This is a genomic window from Thiocapsa sp. UBA6158, from assembly GCF_002423035.1.
GTDB lineage: Bacteria > Pseudomonadota > Gammaproteobacteria > Chromatiales > Chromatiaceae > Thiocapsa.
Map to the genome: position 1 here is coordinate 1 of NZ_DIUM01000017.1, position 19389 is coordinate 19389.

12 protein-coding genes and 1 tRNA gene are annotated in these 19389 nt (G+C 64.9%); 3 read left to right on the forward strand and 10 right to left on the reverse strand.

From position 1 onward, the window contains the following. Positions 1-181 precede the first annotated feature (181 nt). Both B4N44_RS02570 and B4N44_RS02575 read left to right on the forward strand, forming a co-directional pair. A complete protein-coding gene (locus tag B4N44_RS02570) occupies positions 182-1150 on the forward strand; it encodes a polyprenyl synthetase family protein (RefSeq protein ID WP_296696652.1) in 969 nt (322 codons plus the stop codon). 9 nt (positions 1151-1159) lie between these two features. Next, positions 1160-1236: transfer RNA gene (locus B4N44_RS02575), tRNA-Pro, on the forward strand. A 93-nt stretch (positions 1237-1329) separates the two neighbouring features. Here the strand turns inward: B4N44_RS02575 and B4N44_RS02580 are convergent. Continuing rightward, a complete protein-coding gene (locus B4N44_RS02580) occupies positions 1330-2652 on the reverse strand; it encodes an MFS transporter (RefSeq protein ID WP_296696653.1) in 1323 nt (440 codons plus the stop codon). A gap of 253 nt (positions 2653-2905) precedes the next feature. Here B4N44_RS02580 and B4N44_RS02585 point away from each other — a divergent pair, with 253 nt between their 5' ends. Continuing rightward, complete coding sequence (locus B4N44_RS02585; RefSeq protein ID WP_296696654.1) at positions 2906-5731, forward strand: bifunctional diguanylate cyclase/phosphodiesterase; 2826 nt, start codon at positions 2906-2908, stop codon at positions 5729-5731. Between the two features lie 143 nt (positions 5732-5874). Here B4N44_RS02585 and serB read toward each other — a convergent pair whose 3' ends face one another. The 9 genes from serB to B4N44_RS02630 form a co-directional block, all read right to left on the reverse strand. After that, positions 5875-7143, reverse strand: coding sequence for a phosphoserine phosphatase SerB (serB, locus tag B4N44_RS02590; protein ID WP_296696656.1), 1269 nt, complete (start codon positions 7141-7143; stop codon positions 5875-5877). A gap of 128 nt (positions 7144-7271) precedes the next feature. Beyond that, the gene (locus B4N44_RS02595) at positions 7272-8498 is read right to left on the reverse strand and encodes an SAM-dependent methyltransferase (RefSeq protein WP_296696659.1); all 1227 of its coding nucleotides are present in this window, start codon (positions 8496-8498) and stop codon (positions 7272-7274) included. Next, complete coding sequence (locus B4N44_RS02600; protein ID WP_296696661.1) at positions 8498-9265, reverse strand: DUF1365 domain-containing protein; 768 nt, start codon at positions 9263-9265, stop codon at positions 8498-8500. The genes B4N44_RS02595 and B4N44_RS02600 overlap by 1 nt, the downstream gene beginning before the upstream one ends. Beyond that, complete coding sequence (locus B4N44_RS02605; RefSeq protein ID WP_296696663.1) at positions 9262-10596, reverse strand: NAD(P)/FAD-dependent oxidoreductase; 1335 nt, start codon at positions 10594-10596, stop codon at positions 9262-9264. Before B4N44_RS02605 ends, B4N44_RS02600 begins: the two co-directional genes overlap by 4 nt. Before the next feature lie 151 nt (positions 10597-10747). Next, complete coding sequence (locus tag B4N44_RS02610) at positions 10748-11032, reverse strand: hypothetical protein (protein ID WP_296696665.1); 285 nt, start codon at positions 11030-11032, stop codon at positions 10748-10750. Positions 11033-11140: 108 nt separating this feature from the next. Next, a complete protein-coding gene (pmbA, locus tag B4N44_RS02615) occupies positions 11141-12490 on the reverse strand; it encodes a metalloprotease PmbA (RefSeq protein WP_296696667.1) in 1350 nt (449 codons plus the stop codon). 75 nt (positions 12491-12565) lie between these two features. After that, positions 12566-14008 carry a metalloprotease TldD gene (gene tldD / locus B4N44_RS02620; RefSeq protein WP_296696712.1) on the reverse strand — a complete coding sequence of 481 codons (1443 nt, stop codon included), beginning with the start codon at positions 14006-14008 and terminating at the stop codon, positions 12566-12568. Between the two features lie 87 nt (positions 14009-14095). Beyond that, a complete protein-coding gene (locus tag B4N44_RS02625) occupies positions 14096-14926 on the reverse strand; it encodes a carbon-nitrogen hydrolase family protein (protein ID WP_296696669.1) in 831 nt (276 codons plus the stop codon). Positions 14927-15333: 407 nt separating this feature from the next. Further along, on the reverse strand, positions 15334-19389 hold the full coding sequence (locus tag B4N44_RS02630; RefSeq protein WP_296696671.1) for a YhdP family protein: 4056 nt from the start codon (positions 19387-19389) through the stop codon (positions 15334-15336).

Genomic DNA, 19389 nt, shown 5'->3' on the forward strand with positions numbered 1-19389 from the left:
TCAGTTTCGGTCACACCCGGCGCAGGCGGGTGCGAAGAGCGACGCCGGGCCGTGTCCCCCGGCGGGCAAACCCCGCTAGACAGCCTGGTATACAGGGACCTCGCAGCCCGCCTCCGACTTGACAGACCCCCATCCCACACCTAGCATCCGCGGCCACGATCAGACAGTCCATCGACACCTCATGGATATTACCGCGCTCCGACAACCCGTCGCCGAAGACGTTAAGGCCGTTGACGCCTTGATCCTGCGTCGACTCCGGTCAGACGTGGCGCTCATCAACCAAATCGGCAGCTACATCGTCAACAGCGGCGGCAAGCGCTTAAGACCGCTCTCGGTACTCCTCGCATCCCGGGCTTGCGGATACACCGGCGACCGTCACATCGATCTTGCTGCGGTTGTCGAGTTTATCCATACGGCGACGCTGCTGCATGATGACGTCGTGGATGCCTCGGAACTCAGACGCAACCGCGAGACGGCCAACGTCGTCTGGGGCAACGACGCCAGCGTGCTGGTCGGCGATTTCCTCTACTCCCGCGCCTTCGAGATGATGGTCGATGTCGGGAGTATGCGGGTCATGGACATCCTCTCGCACGCGACCAACCGGATCGCCGAAGGCGAGGTGCTCCAGCTCCTGAATACGCACGACCCGGACACGGATCAGACCCGATACATGGAGGTCATCACGCGCAAGACAGCGACGCTGTTCGAAGCGGGCGTGCGCCTTGGCGCCGTGCTCGCCGAATCGAGCCCCGCCGTCGAAGAGGCCGCCGCGAGCTATGGCCTCAACCTCGGGATTGCCTTCCAGCTCATCGACGACGCCTTGGATTACAGCCCGGCAAACGCCGAGCTTGGCAAAAACGTCGGCGATGACCTCGATGAGGGCAAACCGACCCTGCCGGTGATTCGGGCGATGGAGGTCGGAACAGCCGAGCAAAAAGCGCTGCTGCGCAAGGCCATCCAAGAGGGTGGTCGCAAGTACATGGAATCCGTCGTCGAGGTGATTGCGTCGACCGACGCCATTACCTATACTACGCGGCTTGCGGAAGACTACGCGAATAGGGCAAAACGCGCGCTGAGCGCCTTACCGCCATCTTCGGCCACGGACGCCTTGGCGACACTGGCAGATTTTTCGGTCGACCGTAAGCATTGATGACCGTTTCGGGGTGTAGCTCAGCTTGGTAGAGCGCTGTCTTCGGGAGGCAGAAGTCGCTGGTTCGAATCCAGTCACCCCGACCAAAATTCCCGTTAAAAATCAGCCGGCGACAGCCGGCTTTTTTGTGACGTTTATTTTTTGTCCGACGCGGGATGCAGATCAATGCCCAAGGGTTACTAGGCTTGCTCGGAAGCGGATCCGCCAGCCGATTCCGGCGAGTGCCTCATCCGAACATAGATGCTCGCAAAGACCAGCAGGACATTGATCACGCCCACCACGATGAAGGGTGCGCGTGGATCGACCCGATCGAACAGATATCCGCCAACCGGCGTAATCAAGAGAATTCCGATCGCGCCGGCGACGTTGAATGCACCGAGCACCGATCCACGCTGCCCGGCCGGCGCCTCCTGACCGATCAAGGATTGACCGCCGAGGTAGACACTGATCTGACCGATCCCCAGCAGGATAAAGAAGATCGGACCATAGGAGGAGAGCGGGTCCTCGAGCGCCAAGAGGCTCAGATTGCCCAGGGCCGCCAACGCCATGCAGATCGCAAGCCCGGTGACCCTATCGATCCGGTCGAGCAGCGGGCCGAGGACGGGCGCCCAGACGAGTGCCGAGACCTGCGCCATCACGAAGATCAGGGTTCCGCTCATCACCGCCGACGCGGACTCCATGCCGGTCGCCTTGGCCGCCAGGGTGCCCCAGAGGACGAGGAAGATCGCGTTGACCGATTGGTCGCCGCGTGCGATGAATGCAGACGAATAGGCCAAGAGGATGCGCGGATTGCGCCCGTGCGCAAAACCGCCGACCATAAGCTCGCGCACGCTCGGACGATCTTGGAGACTCACGGGCAGGCCCGGCTTGAGTCCCCAGAGGAGCAGCAGGGCGACCGCGACCGCAAGACCCGCGACAATAAAATGGGTCAACCTGCCCGCGGTGACGCCGTCGAAGCCCACGCCGGTAAAGACCTTAGGCATGGCGCCGAGGCCCTGACTGATGAGCACGACACCCAAGCCGCTCATGACGCCGACGATGGCCACCAACTTGCCGCGAGAGCGTTCTGCCGGATAATCGGCAAGGACGGTGGACAACCCGCCCGCGACCGCGACCACGCCGATCGCGTAAAGAACCCGATAGAAATAAAGCGCCTCGACCGATTCCGCGAGCGGATAGAGGACATAGGTGAGGGCGAGGATCAGAAACCCCGCCGCGTAGACCCCGCGACGACCGATCCGGTCCATGAGGACGCCGGCCGGCAGAAACAGCAACAGGGTGACGATCTCGGTCAGGAAGACAAGCTGGCCGCTGATCGCACCCTGCGTCGACTCCGGAACCCCGAGATGCTCGTTGAGGATGTAAGTCTGACCGATCGAGATGAAGATCATCAGCCCGATCGAGAAAAACGCGGCGACCAAAAAGGTCCAGCCATTCCGAGGCAGGACGGACGGCGCCAAGTGGATCGGGCCGATCCGGTAGGTCCGGTCGAGGTCGGGCATCTGCGGATCTCCGGCAATAGGCCATTGCGGTGTTGACGGTCGGGCCGGCATTATCCCATCAGGCGACGGATGCGGATACTCCGGTTGCCGGTCAAGCCTGCAAGGATTCATGAAGCCGGCACGGAGCGGGCTCGAGGACACTGCGACCCGTTCGGGAATCACGCCCCGACAACCACATTCAACCTTAGATGCCCGAATGGACATGAGGCCAAAACCAACGATCGCTTCGCCCCCGTCGACTCGATGGGTATGGTTGCCGCTCTTCTGGATCCCGACGCTGGTCACCGCAGCCGAGCCCGCGGTGTCCTGGTCCGCTTCCGTCGGCGCAGGCACCGGCATCGGTGCAGGCACGGCCGGCGCGCTGGCCCTTTTGGCTGCAGTCGCCGCCGGTGCGGCTTGGCGTGAACGCCAGCTCCGACACGACATCGCCGCACAGGCGCAAGCAGCGCACGCCGGCCTCGAGGGTCGCTTGGCTCGGAGCGAGCGCCTCGTCGAAGAGACACAGCGGCTGGGGCATCTCGGAACCTGGGAGTGGGATGCCGAGAACAACCGGCTCGAGTGCTCTGCCGAGGTCTATCGCATCTTCGCCGTGCCGCCCGAAAGCTTCCCGGGCACCTACAAAGGCTTCCTCGACTTCGTTCACCCGGAAGACCGCACACGCGTCGAGCACTCGGTTCGGGCGGCCATCGCAGGGACCAGGAATTACAACTGCGAGCACAGGATCCTGCTTCCCGACGGCCAGGTGCGCTACCTCCACGAGCGCGCGACGCTGACCCGCGAGCAGGGCCGTCCGGTGTCTATGACCGGCACCGTGCGCGATGTCACCGAGACCCGACGTGCCTGGATGCTCCAGGAAAGCCGCATTCGCATCATGGAGTTGATCGCGGACGGCGCTCCCGTGCAGGAGGCGCTCGACGCGATCGCCGCATCGATCGAGGCGCTCGACCAAAGCCTCATGTGCTCGATTATGCTCATGGACAGCACGACACATCGCCTGCGTGTCGGCACCGCCCCGAGCCTCCCGGATCGACTCGTCGAGGCGATCGACCGCCTGACGGGCGACCCGGCCAAGGGGGCGACTCCGCACCCGATCGGCGAGCCCCTCGTGATCGCCGATGTCCTCTATCATCCCTATTGGCAGTCGCTGGCAGGGATCACGGAGGAGACCGGTGTCCGCGGTTTCTGGTCCGAGCCGATTCGCGATGCCGGCGGGGATATCTTAGGGACCTTCGATATCTATTCGCGAGTCCCCGGCAAACCCGGCGCGGAGCAGCTGATCTATATCGCACAAGGCGCGGCACTGGTGGCCGTCGCCTTGCAGCAAGCGCGTGATCGCACGGCACGCATCGCCGCCGAGGAACGCGCACGGCTCCTTCTCGAGTCGACCAGCGAGGGGGTATTCGGGCTCGACCCGGACGGTCTCACCACCTTCATCAATCCCACGGGCGCACGCCTGTTGGGATACGACCCGGCCGATCTAGTCGGCAAACCCTGCCCGGCCGTCACCCATAACGAACCCGAGGAAGGCGACCGCGATGCAGCCGCCTGTCGCATGCTCTCGGTGATGCATACCGGCAAAGACATCGTGGTCAGCGACGAGGTCCTGCAGCGACGCGACGGCTCGGCGTTTCCCGTGGAGTATCGCGCAACACCGATCCGCGTCGGCAACTCCGCAATGGGTGTCGTCGTCACCTTCCACGACATCACCGAGCGCAAACGCAACGAGGAGCACATCCTTCGGCTCGCCTACTACGACAGCCTCACAGGCCTTCCCAATCGCGCCCTGTTCAAGAGTCAGCTCGCCAAGCGACTGACTTCGGTCCGGAGCGCCGATCGGGGCTTTGCGCTGCATTTTCTCGATCTCGACCGCTTCAAAGAGGTCAACGACACCCTAGGACATCCGATGGGCGATCTGCTTTTGAAGGAGGTTGCCCAGCGCCTGTCGACCCTCGTCCGCGATATGGACACGGTCGCGCGATTCGGCGGCGACGAGTTCGCCGTGATCCAACCCGATGCTCGGAGCAGCTCCGATGCTGCAACCTTGGCCGCAAAGATCGTCGAGCACCTGTCTCGACCCTATTCGATCGACGGCCACGCCATCAACGGCGGGGCGAGCGTCGGTGTCGTCTTCGTCGCCAAGCCGGATATCGACCTGGAAACCCTCCTCGGCCGTGCTGATGTCGCCCTCTACAAGGCCAAGAACAACGGACGCGGCGGCTACGCATTCCATACCGATGCCATGACACGGCAGGTCCACCGCGATGCAGCCCTCACGGATCGGATCGACGAGGCCGTGCGCAGCGGCGAGCTCTTCCTGCACTATCAGCCGCAGGTCGAGCTCGCGAACGGGCAGATCACGGCGGTCGAGGCCCTGGTGCGCTGGCGCCATCCGGTGGAGGGGATCCTGCCGCCGGGAGATTTCGTGCATCTCGCCGAGCGCCGCGGGCTGTTTCATATCCTCGGCAGCTGGGTCCTGGCAACGGCCGCACGCGAGGCGCGCGGCTGGCATAAGCGAGGACTCACCTTCGGTCGGGTCAGCATCAATGTCTCGCCCCAGCAGGTCCGTGCAGGCTGTCTTGCCGATGACGTGCTCGCGACGGCACAGGAGACGGGTCTCGACCCTGCCCTACTCGAGCTTGAGCTCACAGAGACCGCGATGATGGAGTACGGCGAGCATCACCGGACACAGATCGCCATGCTCCGGGATCTCGGGGTTCGACTCGTTCTCGACGACTTCGGCACCGGCTTTTCCTCCTTGACGTATCTGCGTCGCTCCAGGGTCAGCACGCTCAAGATCGATCGCCAATTCGTCCATGCGCTCGACGACGATGCGGAGGCCGTTCGAACCGTCCAGGCCTTGCTTGCCGTCGCCCATGCACTCAATCTCGATACGGTAGCCGAGGGCGTAGAGACCCGCGAGCAGGCCGAACGATTGGCTGTGATGGGCTGTCGGTGCGGGCAGGGCGTGTGGTTCGCGCCTCCGATGGAATCCGAGACAATCGAGCGGTATCTGGTCGCCGGGTTCATTCGGCCCGACTCGGAGGCGCTCGAATCCGACGACGATCGGCTGCCGACTTAAGCCGCGCCCATCGCGGTATGCGATGTTTTTGGATGGGATCGGCCCCGGCAGACGTGACGGCCGCTGGAGCCGGCGAAGCTTAAAATATTAAAAAACATATCATTTTTGATTCGCAACGCCGCGAGGGGATCTCAGGCAGCCAGCTATACGGAAGCGCCCCGGAGCGCCTCGTCGGCCGGAGGCTGCGCCCCTCTGGCGAGCCGCTCGAGGTCGCGGTCGCGCATCCCGAGCAGATAGAGGATCCCGTCGAGCCCGACGTTCGCGATGGCGTGACGCGCCTGCTTGGTGACGATCGGCTTGGCGTGAAAGGCGATCCCGAGGCCCGCAATCGCAAGCATCGGCAGATCGTTCGCGCCGTCGCCTACGGCGATGACCTGCTCCAGACGAATCCCCTCGCGCGCCGCAATCTCGCGCAGAAGCTCGGCCTTGCGTGCCCCGTCGATGATCTCGCTCGAAACCGTACCGGTCAGCTTGCCGTCGCGAAACTCCAGTGTATTGGCATAGACGTCGTCGATCCCGAAACGACGTTTCAGATGCTCGGCAAAATAGGTAAAGCCGCCCGAGAGAATAGCGATGCGATAGCCGAGCTGTTTGAGGCTCGCGATCAGCCGATCGGCGCCCTCGGTGATGGGCAGGCGCTCCGCGATCTCGCCGAGCACCGACTCGTCGAGCCCTTCGAGCAGCGCGATACGACGCCGGAAACTCTCCTTGAAGTCGAGCTCGCCGCGCATCGCGGCCTCGGTGATGGCAGCAACCTCGGATCCGACACCGGCTGCCGCGGCGAGCTCGTCGATCACCTCGGTTTGGATCAAGGTCGAGTCCATATCGAAACAGACCAGACGCCGGTTGCGCCGGAAGATGTCGTCCTCCTGCACCGCGACGTCCACATCCAGGATCTGTCCGAGCGCAAGCAAACCCGCATGCAGCTCGGAGAGATCCGCCACTGCGCCGCGGACCGAAAGCTCGACACAGGCGAGCGGATGGCGCTCCGGCACACGCCGCGATAGACGTCCTGTCAACCGCGAGATCCGATCGACGTTCAGACCGTATTCGGCGACCACGGCGGACACCCGCGCGATGTGCTCCGAATCGATCTCGCGCCCCAGCAGGGTGAGGATATGCCGCGGCTGCCCCTGCTCGGCCACCCAGTCCTCGTAGGCGTCGGGATCGATCGGCGTAAATCGAAGATCCAGCCCCATACCGTGGGCGGTAAACAGCAGATCGCGAAACACCGGGCAGGATGCGCTGTCGGCCGGCAGCTCGACCAGAAGACCCAGCGCCAAGGCGTTGTGAATGGTCGACTGGCCGATATCCAGTATCGGCACCCGATACCGTGCCAGGATTGCGGTCAGGGTCGCGGTGATGCCCGGTCGATCCTCGCCCGAGACGTTGATGAGGACGATCTCGCTCATGCGGTTTCCATTGCGCGTCGATTCTACGGAAGGTTCGGATGGAGTCGCCCGGCGCAGTCCGACGCCGCGCCTCAGGCAAGGGCGCGGGACTCGCTCGACGGCACGCCCGCTGCGCTAAGCTAACGGCCTCAGCTGCGTTGCGGGACCTCGAGGATGGTTTGGGTCAGATCGATGCAGCCCGTCTTGAAGCCGGTCTCGCAATAGGCCAGATAGTAGTCCCACATCCGGCGGAAACGCGCATCGTATCCGAGCCGAGCCACCTCGCGGTCCACCGCGTGGAAGGCCAGGCGCCAACGTCGCAGGGTTTCGGCATAGTCGAGGCCGAACCACGCGGTCTCGCGAATCAGCAGATCCGCATCCTGCGCCTCGTGTGTCATGCGCTCGGGTGTTGGCAGCATCCCGCCCGGGAAGATGTAGAGCTGCACGAAATCCGGTTGCTTGCGATAGACCGGGAAATCGTCCTCGTTGATGGTGATGACCTGCAGGGCGATTCGACCGCCGGGTCGCACCAGCCGCCGCAACGCCCGGTAGTAGGTCGGCCAGAAGGCCTCGCCCACCGCCTCCATCATCTCGATCGAGATCGCGTGGTCGAAGCGACCCTCGACGTCGCGATAATCCTGAAGCCGCAGGTCGACTCGATCGGCAAGACCGGCGGCCTCGAGGCGCTCGCGCGCAAAGGCGAGCTGCTCGCGCGAGAGGGTCACGCCCGTCACGCGCAGGCCACGCCGTGCGGCCAGCTCCGCGAAACCGCCCCATCCGCAGCCGATCTCCAGGATATGCTCGCCGGGCTTGGCGTCCAGCGCATCGAGCAAGCGCAGATATTTACGCTCCTGGGCCGATTCCAGACTGTCTCGCGCCGGGTCGGCAAAAAGCGCCGACGAGTAGGTCATACTCGGATCGAGCCAACGCCTGTAGAAGTCGTTGCCCAGATCGTAGTGGTGGGCAATGTTGCGACGACTGTTGATGGGGTGATTCTCGCGCAGCCGATGGCTCAATCGATCCCACAGCCGCGACCACCGCATCCCGCGCGGCCCCACGCCGAGATGTTCCATGTTGTCGTAGAGGACCTCGAGCAACGCGGCAAGATCGGGCGTCGTCCAATGCCCTTCCACGTAGGATTCGCCGAACCCCACCTCGCCGCGGGTGAGCAGCCGACCCGCCATCTTGAGCGGCGACTGTACCTCCATGACACCGCTCGCGCCCGGGAACCGGCCGCGGTGCAGGGTCGCGCTTCCGTCGGGAAAACGCACCAGAAGCTGGCCGAATGCGAGATGCCGGCAAAACCCGCCGATCAGGCGGCTCGACCAACTCGATCGGCGGGACAGGGGTTCTTGGATCAACTCCTCTGCGGACATCAGGACACCTCTTCTAGGGGCGGAGCCGGCTTGGAATGGTAGCGCCCGCCTTTGAGCCAGATCTTCAAAGCCTGCCAATGGATCATGAGGACGACCTTCAGCGTCAGGAAGGGATAGGCGAAGGCGGCACGCAACAGCTTGGCGTCCGTGATCCTCTCCGCGATCCCCTGCTGGACGGCCACCAACATCAAGGACGCGTCCTGATATTCGCGGATCACGATCGCGTGTCGATTGCCTTGCCGGGTAAATCGGAAGTGATAGTCGGCGTTCATGTCGACAAAGGGCGAGACGTGAAAGTCCTTGCGATGCGCGTGACGGATCGGCCAGTCCATCGGCGCGCCCTTCTCGTGCAACAGATAGCTGTGGGCCTCCCCGAAGGTGTTGTTGACCTCGCACAGCACCGCAACCGGCCTGTCCGAGCGATCGAAACAGGTCCAGACACTCAGCGGATTGAAGACGAATCCGAGCACCCGCGGGAAACACTGCAGCTCGATACGAGCGATCTGCATCTCCTGCCCGCAGGCGCGCAGTTGCTCGAGCAGCCAGGGCTTGAGCCCACGACCGTCGCGCGGACCATGGTCGCGATCGTGGAACGAGAAGAGGTTGAAGCGGTTGTGCGAGAACCAGCGGCAATCGCGCGCGATCTCGCCGACCCGCTCGACATCCAGCAACATGCTGAAAACCCGATAGACGAAGCGATAGCGCACCGGAAAGAGCCGCCGATGCATCACATCGCCGAAGATAATTCGACCGGCTAGGCTACTCACGAGGGCACCGCCAACATGCCGGCAAGCTCACCGGTGCTCGACGCGGTCGAGGGCGCAGCCGTCTCCCAGGGCGGACGGACATCGAGCCCGCGCGCCACGTCCACCGCGGCACGCAGGCCGTCCTCGTGGAATCCGTATCCCAGATAAGCCCCACTGAACCAAATCCGATCGCAGCCTTGGATCTCGCCGATACGGTGCTGGGCCTCGGTGGCGCTCGCGTCGAACATGGGGTGCTCGTAGGTCATCTCGGCCAGGATCGACTCGCTGCGCGGCGCCACGCGCGGGTTCAGACTGACGAAGACATCGCGCTCGGGCGGCAGATCCTGGAGGCTGTTCATCCAGTAGGTCACCGTCACCGGACGATCGGCGCCCTCGCCCGGTTGCTGGATATAGTTCCAAGACGACCAGACCCGGCGGCGTTTCGGCATCAGTGCGGTGTCGGTGTGCAGAAAGACCTGGTTGGTCTGATACCGGAAGTCGCCCAGGATGTCGCGCTCGACCGGCGTCGGGGACTCGATCAACGAGAGCGCCTCGTCGGCATGGCACCCCATCACGACCGCATCGAAGTGCAACCGCTCGCCGTCCGCGGTCTCCACCTCGACACCCCGCTCAAGACGCCGCACCCGTTTGACCGGGGTATCGGCCAGAGCGCGCCCCCGCAAGCGCGCCAGGATCGCCTGCACATAGGCACGACTGCCGCCGCGCACCGTCTCCCAATCCGGACGATCAACCAGATCGAGCAGACCGTGGTTGGCGAAGAATCGGGCAAAGCTCAGGAAGGGAAAGTCCCGCATGTCTTCGGTGGGACAGGACCAGATGGCCGCCGCCATGGGGAGCAAGTAGTGATTGGCGAAGCGTTCCGAGTAACGACCACGCTGCAGGAAATCCCCGACCGTCAGGGTATCGCCGGGGTTGGAGTTGATGAAGTTCTTCGCCGCTGCGTTGAACTGCAGAATCTCCTTGATCATCCACAAAAAGCGCCAATCGAGCAGATTCGAGCGCGCCCCGAACAGCGTATTCAGACTGTCCCCGCCGTACTCGATACGCCCGCCCTCCAGACTGGCCGCGAACGACATACTGGTCGGATAGGTCGCAACACCGAGATGCTTGAACATTGCGGTCAACAACGGATAGTTGCGCCGGTTGAAGACCATGAATCCGGTGTCGACCGGAAAGGCCCCGCGCGGGTCCGTGACCTCGAGCGTGTTGCTGTGACCGCCGATATAGGCGTTGCGCTCGAGCAGGGTCACCTCGTAACGCGAATCCAGCAGCCAGGCCGCGCCCAGTCCACCAATACCGCCACCGACGATCCCGATTGTTTTGACTGACATCCGAATTGATCCTTCCGTTTGATCCCGAGTACAGGGCCAACAACAGCGCGAAGGCTGTTCATGTTTCGTCCAATATTGAAGCGCTGCTCGAACAGGTCAAGAGCCCGATCGACCGGGAGACGAAAACGCTGAATGGCTGGAGCCGCCGAGCTCAGACCGCACGTCGCGGCGTTCCGCGGATCAGGTCGTCCATCTGCGACTTTGCGTCGGTCCAGCGCTGCGTACCGACCTCGCCCGCTGCCAAGAGCTCCATCAGTCCGTAGGCCAGCGGGCGATGATCCCCGGGCAGATCGAAGAGCTTGGTCAGCTTGAACAAACAGCCGGCCTTTTGGTGCTCAAGGGTGCAGGCAAGGGCATAGAGCGTGAGGGCGGAGGCGGACTCGGGCGCCGACGCAATCAGCGCCAAGGTGTCGTCGAGCGGGTCGGGTGTAGCCATCGTACAGGTGTGATCGTTGGCGCGGCGGTCGTTCGAATCCTCGGGATGCCGCCGCGATCGGCGCACCGATTGCCGCGGCAGGGGCGACGAGCCCCTGCACGCGGCGTCCTATTCACCTGCAATCGTCATCTTATCGATCAGCCAAGAGCCAGTACGGGTGCTGCCTGAATAATCGCAATCGTTGCCGACCGCCAGCAGGCCGGCGTACATACGCTTGAGGTTGCCTGCGATGGTGACCTCCTCGACCGGATGTCGAATCTCGCCACCCTCCACCCAGAAGCCCGCGGCACCGCGCGAGTAGTCGCCCGTGACGGGATTGACACCGTGCCCCATCAGCTCGGTGACCATCAGCCCGGTGCCCATCTCACGCAGCAGGGCGGCGCGATCCAGATCACCCATGACGATGCGCAGGTTGCGTACGCCGCCGGCGTTGCCCGTCGTGTGCATGCCCAGCCGACAGCCGGAATAGGCATCCAAAAGATAGGTCTGCAGAACCCCGTCGGTGATCAGATCCTTGGCGCGTGTCGCAACACCATCCCCGTCGAACGGCGCGCTCGAGAGTCCCCGCGGGAGATGCGGCTCTTCGTGGATCCGCACAAACTCCGGGAAGATGCGCTCGCCGAGATGGTCGAGCAGGAAGCTGGTGCGTCGGTAGATACTGCCGCCCTGGATCGCCGACACCAGGCTGCGGATCAGGCCCGTCGCCACCTCGGCACGGAACAGAACCGGGACCTGACAGGTCGGGATGCGGCGCGAGCCGAGCCGCGCGACGGTCCGCTCGGCCGCACGCTCCCCGACCATGCGCGCCGAATCCAGATCGGCCGCTGCCCGAGCACTGGTCCACCAGTGATCGCGTTGCAGGCTCTCGCCCTCCTGACCGATCACGGCGCAGCTCAGCCCGTGCCGACTGGTCGGGTAGCCGGCGACGAATCCGTGGCTGTTGCCGTAGACCTGGATCCCGGTGTGCGTGGAGAGGCTTGCACCCTCCGAGTTGACGATCCGCGGATCGAAGCCGCGGGCCGAATCCTCGCAGGCCGCCGCGATCTCGATCGCGTCCTCGACCCCCAGATGCCAGGGGTGATAGAGATCCAGGTCCGGGATCTCGGCGGCCATCAGGGCCGCGTCGGCAAGATGCGCGCAGGGATCTTCCTGGGTGTGCTCGGCGATGGCACAGGCCGCCTTCACCGCATCGCGCAGCGCGCCGGTACTCAGGTCGGACGTGCTCGCCGAACCCTTGCGGTTGCCGAAATAGACGGTGATCCCGAGGCCGTTGTCGCGTGTGTGCTCGACCGTCTCGACCTCGCCGAGCCGGACCGACACCTCGAGTCCGGCACTGCTGCCGACCGATGCCTCGGCGGCCGTCGCGCCGCGTCGTTTTGCCTCTTTGAGGAGATCCTCGATCGTCTGTTTCAAGCGCGCGAGGCGTTCCGCGGTGTCTTCGGTGGCGGCAATCGACATGGAAAATCCTTGGGTGAGAGAGGTTCCGGGCACGGCGTCGGTGGTCTGGTCGTGTCGAGAGAGCGGACCTCTCCGTCAGGCGTTTGTCCCGCCGACAGTCAGGCCATCGATCCGCAAGGTCGGTTGACCGACCCCGACCGGAACGCTCTGACCCTCCTTTCCGCAGGTCCCGACACCTTGGTCGAGTCGCAGATCGTTGCCGATCATGCTCACGCGGGTCAGGACATCCGGCCCGTTGCCGATGAGGGTCGCACCCTTCACGGGACGTCCGACCTTGCCGTTCTCGATCAGATAGGCCTCGCTTGCGGAGAAGACGAACTTGCCCGAGGTGATGTCCACCTGTCCACCGCCGAAATTGACCGCGTACAAGCCTTTGTCCACCGAGGCGATGATCTCCTCGGGATCACGCTCGCCGGCGAGCATGTAGGTATTGGTCATGCGCGGCATCGGCAGGTGTGCGTAGGATTCGCGGCGACCGTTGCCCGTGGAGTGCGTCCCGGTCAGACGCGCGTTGAGCTTGTCCTGCATGTAGGCACAGAGGATACCGTCTTCGATCAGGACCGTGTTTTGGGTCATGGTCCCTTCGTCGTCGATGTTCAGCGACCCGCGCCGGCCCGGCAAGGTGCCATCGTCCACGACCGTCACACCGGGTGCGGCCACCCGCTCGCCGATCCGACCGGCGAAGGCCGAGCTGCCCTTGCGGTTGAAGTCGCCCTCGAGCCCGTGTCCGATCGCCTCGTGCAGCAGCACGCCCGGCCAGCCGGATCCGAGCACGACCGTCATGGTCCCTGCAGGCGCATCGCCGGCTTCGAGGTTGGTGATGGCCAGACGCACGGCTTCGCGCGCGAAGGACATCGCTCGATCTTCGAGGAGAAAATAATCCAGATCGGCACGGGCACCGCCGCCGCTCGATCCCTGCTCACGACGCCCGCCGTCCTCGGCGACGACGCTTACGTTGAGCCTCACCAATGGACGCACATCGGCGGACAAGGCACCGTCATCCCCCAGCACCAAGACCGTGTCCTGCACGGCAACGACACTGGCGACCACCTCGCGCACACGCGGGTCTGCGCGCCGTGCCTCGGCATCGACCCGTTGCAGCAGCGCGATCTTGTCCGGATCGGGCAGGCTGGCGATCGGATTGGTGGGATCGTAGAGGTTGCGCTTGTTCGCTACCTCGCCGATGCGTACCTGCTCGCCTTGGCCGATCCGCGCGATGGCTCGGGCGGCCTCGGCCGCCTGTGCCAAGGCCGGGAAGCGCAGCTCGTCGGAGTAGGCGAAGCCGGTCTTTTCCCCGCTGATCGCCCTCAGCCCGGCACCTTGCTCGATGCTGAAGTTGCCGTCCTTGATGATCCCGTCCTCGAGCACCCAGGACTCGAGCCGACTGGACTGAAAATAGATATCCGCGGCATCCACCGCTGAGCCGGCCAGAAGACCGAGCAGACGGTCGAGGTCCTGCTCGGTCAATCCCGCGGGCTCGAGAATGCTCGTGCGTGCAATCGCAATCGGGTCGGTCATCATCGGGTGTTGTCGGGCTCCGTCAAGGAGATAGGGTCGTGCGCCTTTGCACACGACGCCCTATCGGAATGCGTCGAAGCTGCGGTCTCAGGCGCGGCATTTCAAACGACGATGATCGATCGTCGGGAAGTTGCGTCTGACCGAATCCTGATAGTCGTCGTCCAGGGCACAGCAGATGAAGCCCGATCCTCTCGGCACCTGCGCAAGCACCGTGCCCCAGGGATCGACGATCATGCTGTGACCGTGCGTCTCGCGGCCGTTGATGTGGAAGCCGCCTTGCGCGGCCGCGATCACGTAGGCCAGATTCTCGATGGCCCGAGCGCGCACTAGGGTTTCCCAATGGGCCTTCCCGGTGATGGCGGTAAAGGACGAGGGGATCGCCAGGATCTCCATGCCGCCGTCGAGCATGCGACGAAACATCTCCGGAAAACGCAGGTCGTAGCAGACCGCGACACCCATGCGGCCGAACGGCGTGTCCAGGACGAGAGTCTCGCCCCCCGGCTCGATCGTTGTCGACTCCTGGTAACGCTCTCCGCCCTCGGGCAAACAGACGTCGAACAGATGGACCTTGTCGTAACGGCCCACCCGCTCGCCGCGATCGTCGAACACCAGACAGGCGGCGCGCACCTTGCCTGCATCGTGGGCGGCCAACGGGATGGTGCCGCCGACGAGCCAGACGCCCTGCTGCTTGGCCACCCGCGCCAGAAACGCCTGCAAGGGGCCGTCGCCGTCCTCTTCGCGCAGCGCCAGTTGATCCTGATCGCGTTTACCCATGAAGGCGAAGTTCTCGGGAAGCACGACGAGACTCGCACCCTTGTCTTTCGCCGCCTTGATCAGGCGTTCCGCCTCGAAGAGGTTGGCATTTACGTTTGGACCGGTCGCCATCTGCACCGCTCCGACCTTCGGTTTTGTCTTCATGGTCTCTACCGCAATCACTGCTGCCCCGGCAGGCGAAGGGGCGGGCCAATCCGATTCGGCCTGCGACGCGATCCGATCGGCGACTCGGGGGAAAGGGTCATGGACGCGATATCAGCTCTTGTATGCCCGAGCGACCCAAGGCGCCGCGCCGTCACCCTATCGATTCGGAACGATACCACCCCTGCCGGTCGGCCGAAACAATCCCGCTCGATCGGGCTTAAACCGCGCCCAGTGCGGTCTGCGATGTTTTCGGATGAGATCGGCCCCGGCGGATTTGACGACCGCTGGAGACGGCGCGGTTTAAGAGATTAAAAATGATAAAATTTTAAACCGCATCTCCGCTAAGGGCCGTGGATGCACCAAACGTCGACCTCGCTCGAAAGTCAGCATCTCGCTCCGGACGCGGTTTAATCCAGGAAGTGATTCGGCGACGTCGGCACATCGACGGGCGTAGACGTGGGCGTGGCCGAGGACTCCGCACCGACCGCCGGATCCCACCCAACGCGGCTCACATCCGGATCACTCCAGGCCCCGGTGACCCGGTACCCATAACGGCCCAGACGATCGATGGCATTGCCGGCAATCCGATCAACCAAATAGACGGCAGCGCCCACGACGGGCCCGCCCGCGACCGCGCTGGCCAGTGCGACACTCGAGCCGATCCTCGGCTCCACGACGACACTCTGGTCGAAACGCTGATTCACCAGATCACTCGAGCCGCTGACCATGACCTTGCCGGCCGGGCCCTCGATGGTAAAGGAATCGAGGGTCGCCTTGCCCTCGGCGAGTCGGATCCCACCCCGCATCTCCTCGAATGAGAAGCCCTCGCCATAGAGATCGGTGAAATCCATCGACAAGCGCCGCTTCAAGGCGCTCAGATTCAGGAACCCCAGCACCCGACCGACACCGGGCTCCACGTCCAGCAGTCGACCCGGGCCCACCTCGACATCCACGAAACCGCGCGCGCGCGCCAGCTTGAAATCACCGAATCCGCCCGACCAGTCGAGCATAATCTGTGCCTGCATCGGTGCGTTCTCGAGCCGGTTCTGCGAATCCATCGCCACGAGCAAGCCCCCCGAATCCCGTGACTCGACGCGCATCGAGAGTTCGCTGCGATCGCCGCTTTCGGATCGTCTCCAAGCCGCCTCGCCCTCGGCGGAGACCAAACCGTCGCCGAGCAACCGGATGCTCGGCAGGCGAAGACCCAGCAGGTCCGGACGCAGGTCGAGCTGCAGCGTTCCCAGCAGGGCATCGCCCCAGCTCAAGCGCGCGATCCGTACGTCCATCGGGGGAAGGCCGCGGAACGGCTCCTCGACAGGCAAGGCCGAAGGTTCGGAGACAACATTGTCGGGCGTATCCTGAAAGGCGAGCAGGTCCAGTCGCTCCAGTGCAACACGCACGGGCACCCCGTCCGCTGTCGGGATCTCGATTTCGCCTGCGAGTTCATTCGCTCGCACAGCAACCTGCCAGCCCTTGCCCGAGGACCCGCCCTCGATCGGCGTGAGGCGCAGATCGACAGCGGTCAGCCGAGGTCCGCCCAACACGAGCCGATCCACCTGTAGATCGGCACCGCGGAACCAGGCGACGGCGCCGGGCACGCGTGGCGATGCGCCTGCCTGTTCGGCGGTCGAGAACGCCTCCAGGCGCACCAGCCAAGCGACCAGGTCGAGATCGGCCAAGCGCCCGTCCAGAAACACCCCTTCGCCCTCGGGAGACGGCACGGACTCGCCCCCGAGACGCACATGGGCGCGCATCGCGGGCAGGGGCGAAGCCCCGAGATCGAGCATCAGATCGCCGGCCACCTCGCCGAGACGACCGGCGACACGCAGAGAGCTGCCCGGCACCAGCGCACCGACGAGCTCGAGGTCACGCGTCGCCGACGCATTCTTGCCCAGTGGCGCAGGCAGATCGATCGCAAGCCCGTTCAGACGCGAGATCAGGCGATACTCGAGCGGCAGCACGGCCGCACGGACGTCGCGATTGCGGAGGGTCACCTTGAGATCCCAGTCAATCTCGCCGCTCACGAGCCCCCAGGCCGAGCTCGGAAAGCGCCGCCCGAGCTCCGTCACCGGGGTGCGTGCCCGCGCCTTGATCAGCGTGGCCGAGTCGTCCGCAACACCCGGTTTCAGGGTGGCGATCGAGAGGCTCAGCGGCCGGTCCCAGAGCACCCCTTCGAGCACCTCCGAGGCAAGGCTTTTCTCGGTGAAGGTCACCTCGCCGCCGAGGCGCGAAAGCTCGACCGGGGTACCTCGAATCGCCAGGGTCGCCGGCTTCGGCCAGGACAGACGACCGGCAATGCCCAGTTGCCACTGCTTGGTGAAGGGCAGGTCGATTTCGAGCCGGAGCCGCGAGTCCCCGGTCACCTCCAGACTCCCGGCGAGCCGACCCAGATCCTTCGCCAAGGGGGTCTCGGTCAAGGTGCGCAGACCGTCGGAGAAGGGACCCTCGGTCTCGCCGACGATCCTCATGCCTGGCGCACCCCAGAGCTCGGGGATCTCCCCGCGCGCCCCCACCAGTCGACTGTCGAGGATACGGCCACGGTCCAGCTCGATGGTCAGAGACTGGTCGAGGAAGCGAAGCCGCCCGGCCGCCTCGCGGATCGCGGGCCAGTCGGGGAGATAATCGAGGAGCGTATCCTCGAGCTCGAGCAGCAGCTCGAAACGCCCTTCGTGCCCGCGAAACGGATAGGCTGCGAGCGGTCCGCGGAAGATCAGATCGGCCTGCGGGATGCGCCCGGCAACGATGGCGCGCTCCAGCCAGCGCACCAGATCACGGTGCATGATCCCGACCGGGAGATAGGGGCGCACGCGTGAGCCGTCGCCGTCGTAAAAGCTTGCGCGCAGATCCATCAGTGGGCTGGAACCATCCGCCGGGAGGTCCAGCGCAAGCCTTGCCCGGCCGGCCAGATCTGCATTCTCGAAGGTCAGATTACGCGCCGAGATCCGAGTCGCGCCGGTCGCGTCGACCCGCCAATCGAGCCGCGTGGACAGGCGGTCGAGCCCAAGCGGCTCGCTGAAGAGCGGACGCAGATCCAGCCCGAGTCCGGCCGAACCGACGCGGGCCTCGCCCCCCTCGCGGTCGGCGCGCAACCGCACGGCAAGTCCGTCGACCCCCGGCAGCGCTCCCGTGCGATCCCAGCCGAGACCTTCCCCGTCGGCGCGGACCGCCCAATGCACCGGCTGCCCCGCAAACCAGTCGACCTGCAACTTCGGATCCTCGACACGGCCGCGCGGCTTGGCCGCGATCAATTCGCCGAGCGACTCGGGCAAGGGCCAAGGGGAGGCGGAAAGCACCGAGGCCAAGGCGGCCAGGTCGAGCGGATCGCTCCTCACCCGAAGGCGCTTCGGCCGCCCCTCCGAGGTCAAGCGCAGATCCAGGTCGAGACGGGGTAGATCCGCGTCGGCGATGCGCCCGGCGAGGTCTCCGATCTGCAGATGCCAGCCCGCCGCACGCGGCCTGACCCTGGCGATCGCAGCCAAATGCTCGACCTGGAGCGGCAAGGCGGACGCACGATCCGACGGACTGCGCGATCCTTGCGCAGGCCCCACCCGCAGGCCGGTCAGATCGACTCGAATCAGCGCGTCCTCCGGATGCCCGGCGCCGATCCGCGACCAACCCTCGAGTCGGATGCGGCCGCTGCGCACGGAAACCGCCGACAACCCGTTGCCGCGGAGGATCTCGTCGAGATCGCCGGCATCCAGACCGGCGTAAACGCGGCCGCCCCAAGAAGCCGGTGCGGTCGACGGGCCGTCGAGATCGGCGATCAGGCTCAGCCGGTTCGGTCCGGAATCCCGGCGTGTCGATGCCGTTGCATCACCGATCGGGTGAAGTGCCGCGGTTGCGGCCAAGGTGTGGCGATCGCCGTCGTTGAGGAGACGCAGGTGCAGGTCCGTCAGACGCAACCCGGCCCGTTCCGGGGCCGGTCGATCGTCGCGCATCAGCAACTCGCCCACCACCAGCTCGACACGGGCCTGCGTGAGCAGAAATTCGAGCGCCCTCGGGTCGCGCCCGCTCAGCGCCTCCAGACCATCGAGCTGGAGACGACCCTCCGCGTCGATGCGCGCCGCAAGTCGCGATCCGACCAAGGTCAGCGCCGTGATCTTCGGCACACCCGCCCGCAGAGACGCCAGCGGATCGATCGCGATCTCGACGGCATCCAGCGCGAGGACGTCCTTGGGCCGTTCGGGGTTCGGGCCGGGATCGGACAGGCGCAGGTCGCGCACGACGAGACGCGGGCCGCGCCCGTCGAGGTGCAGCGAGGCCGAGCCCAGACGCACCCGGTAACCGAGCCGCTCGCCGAGCATGTCGGCGACCCAGCGGTTGTCGACCTCGGTCAGCGGGAGCGCAAAGCGTGCAGCCGTCACGACGACTGCAGCCAGCACCAACCCGGTCGTCGCGACCACGACGGCGACCGAGACGAGACGTCGCATGAAGCGGGTTATGCGGGTGTGCGAGAAAGACAT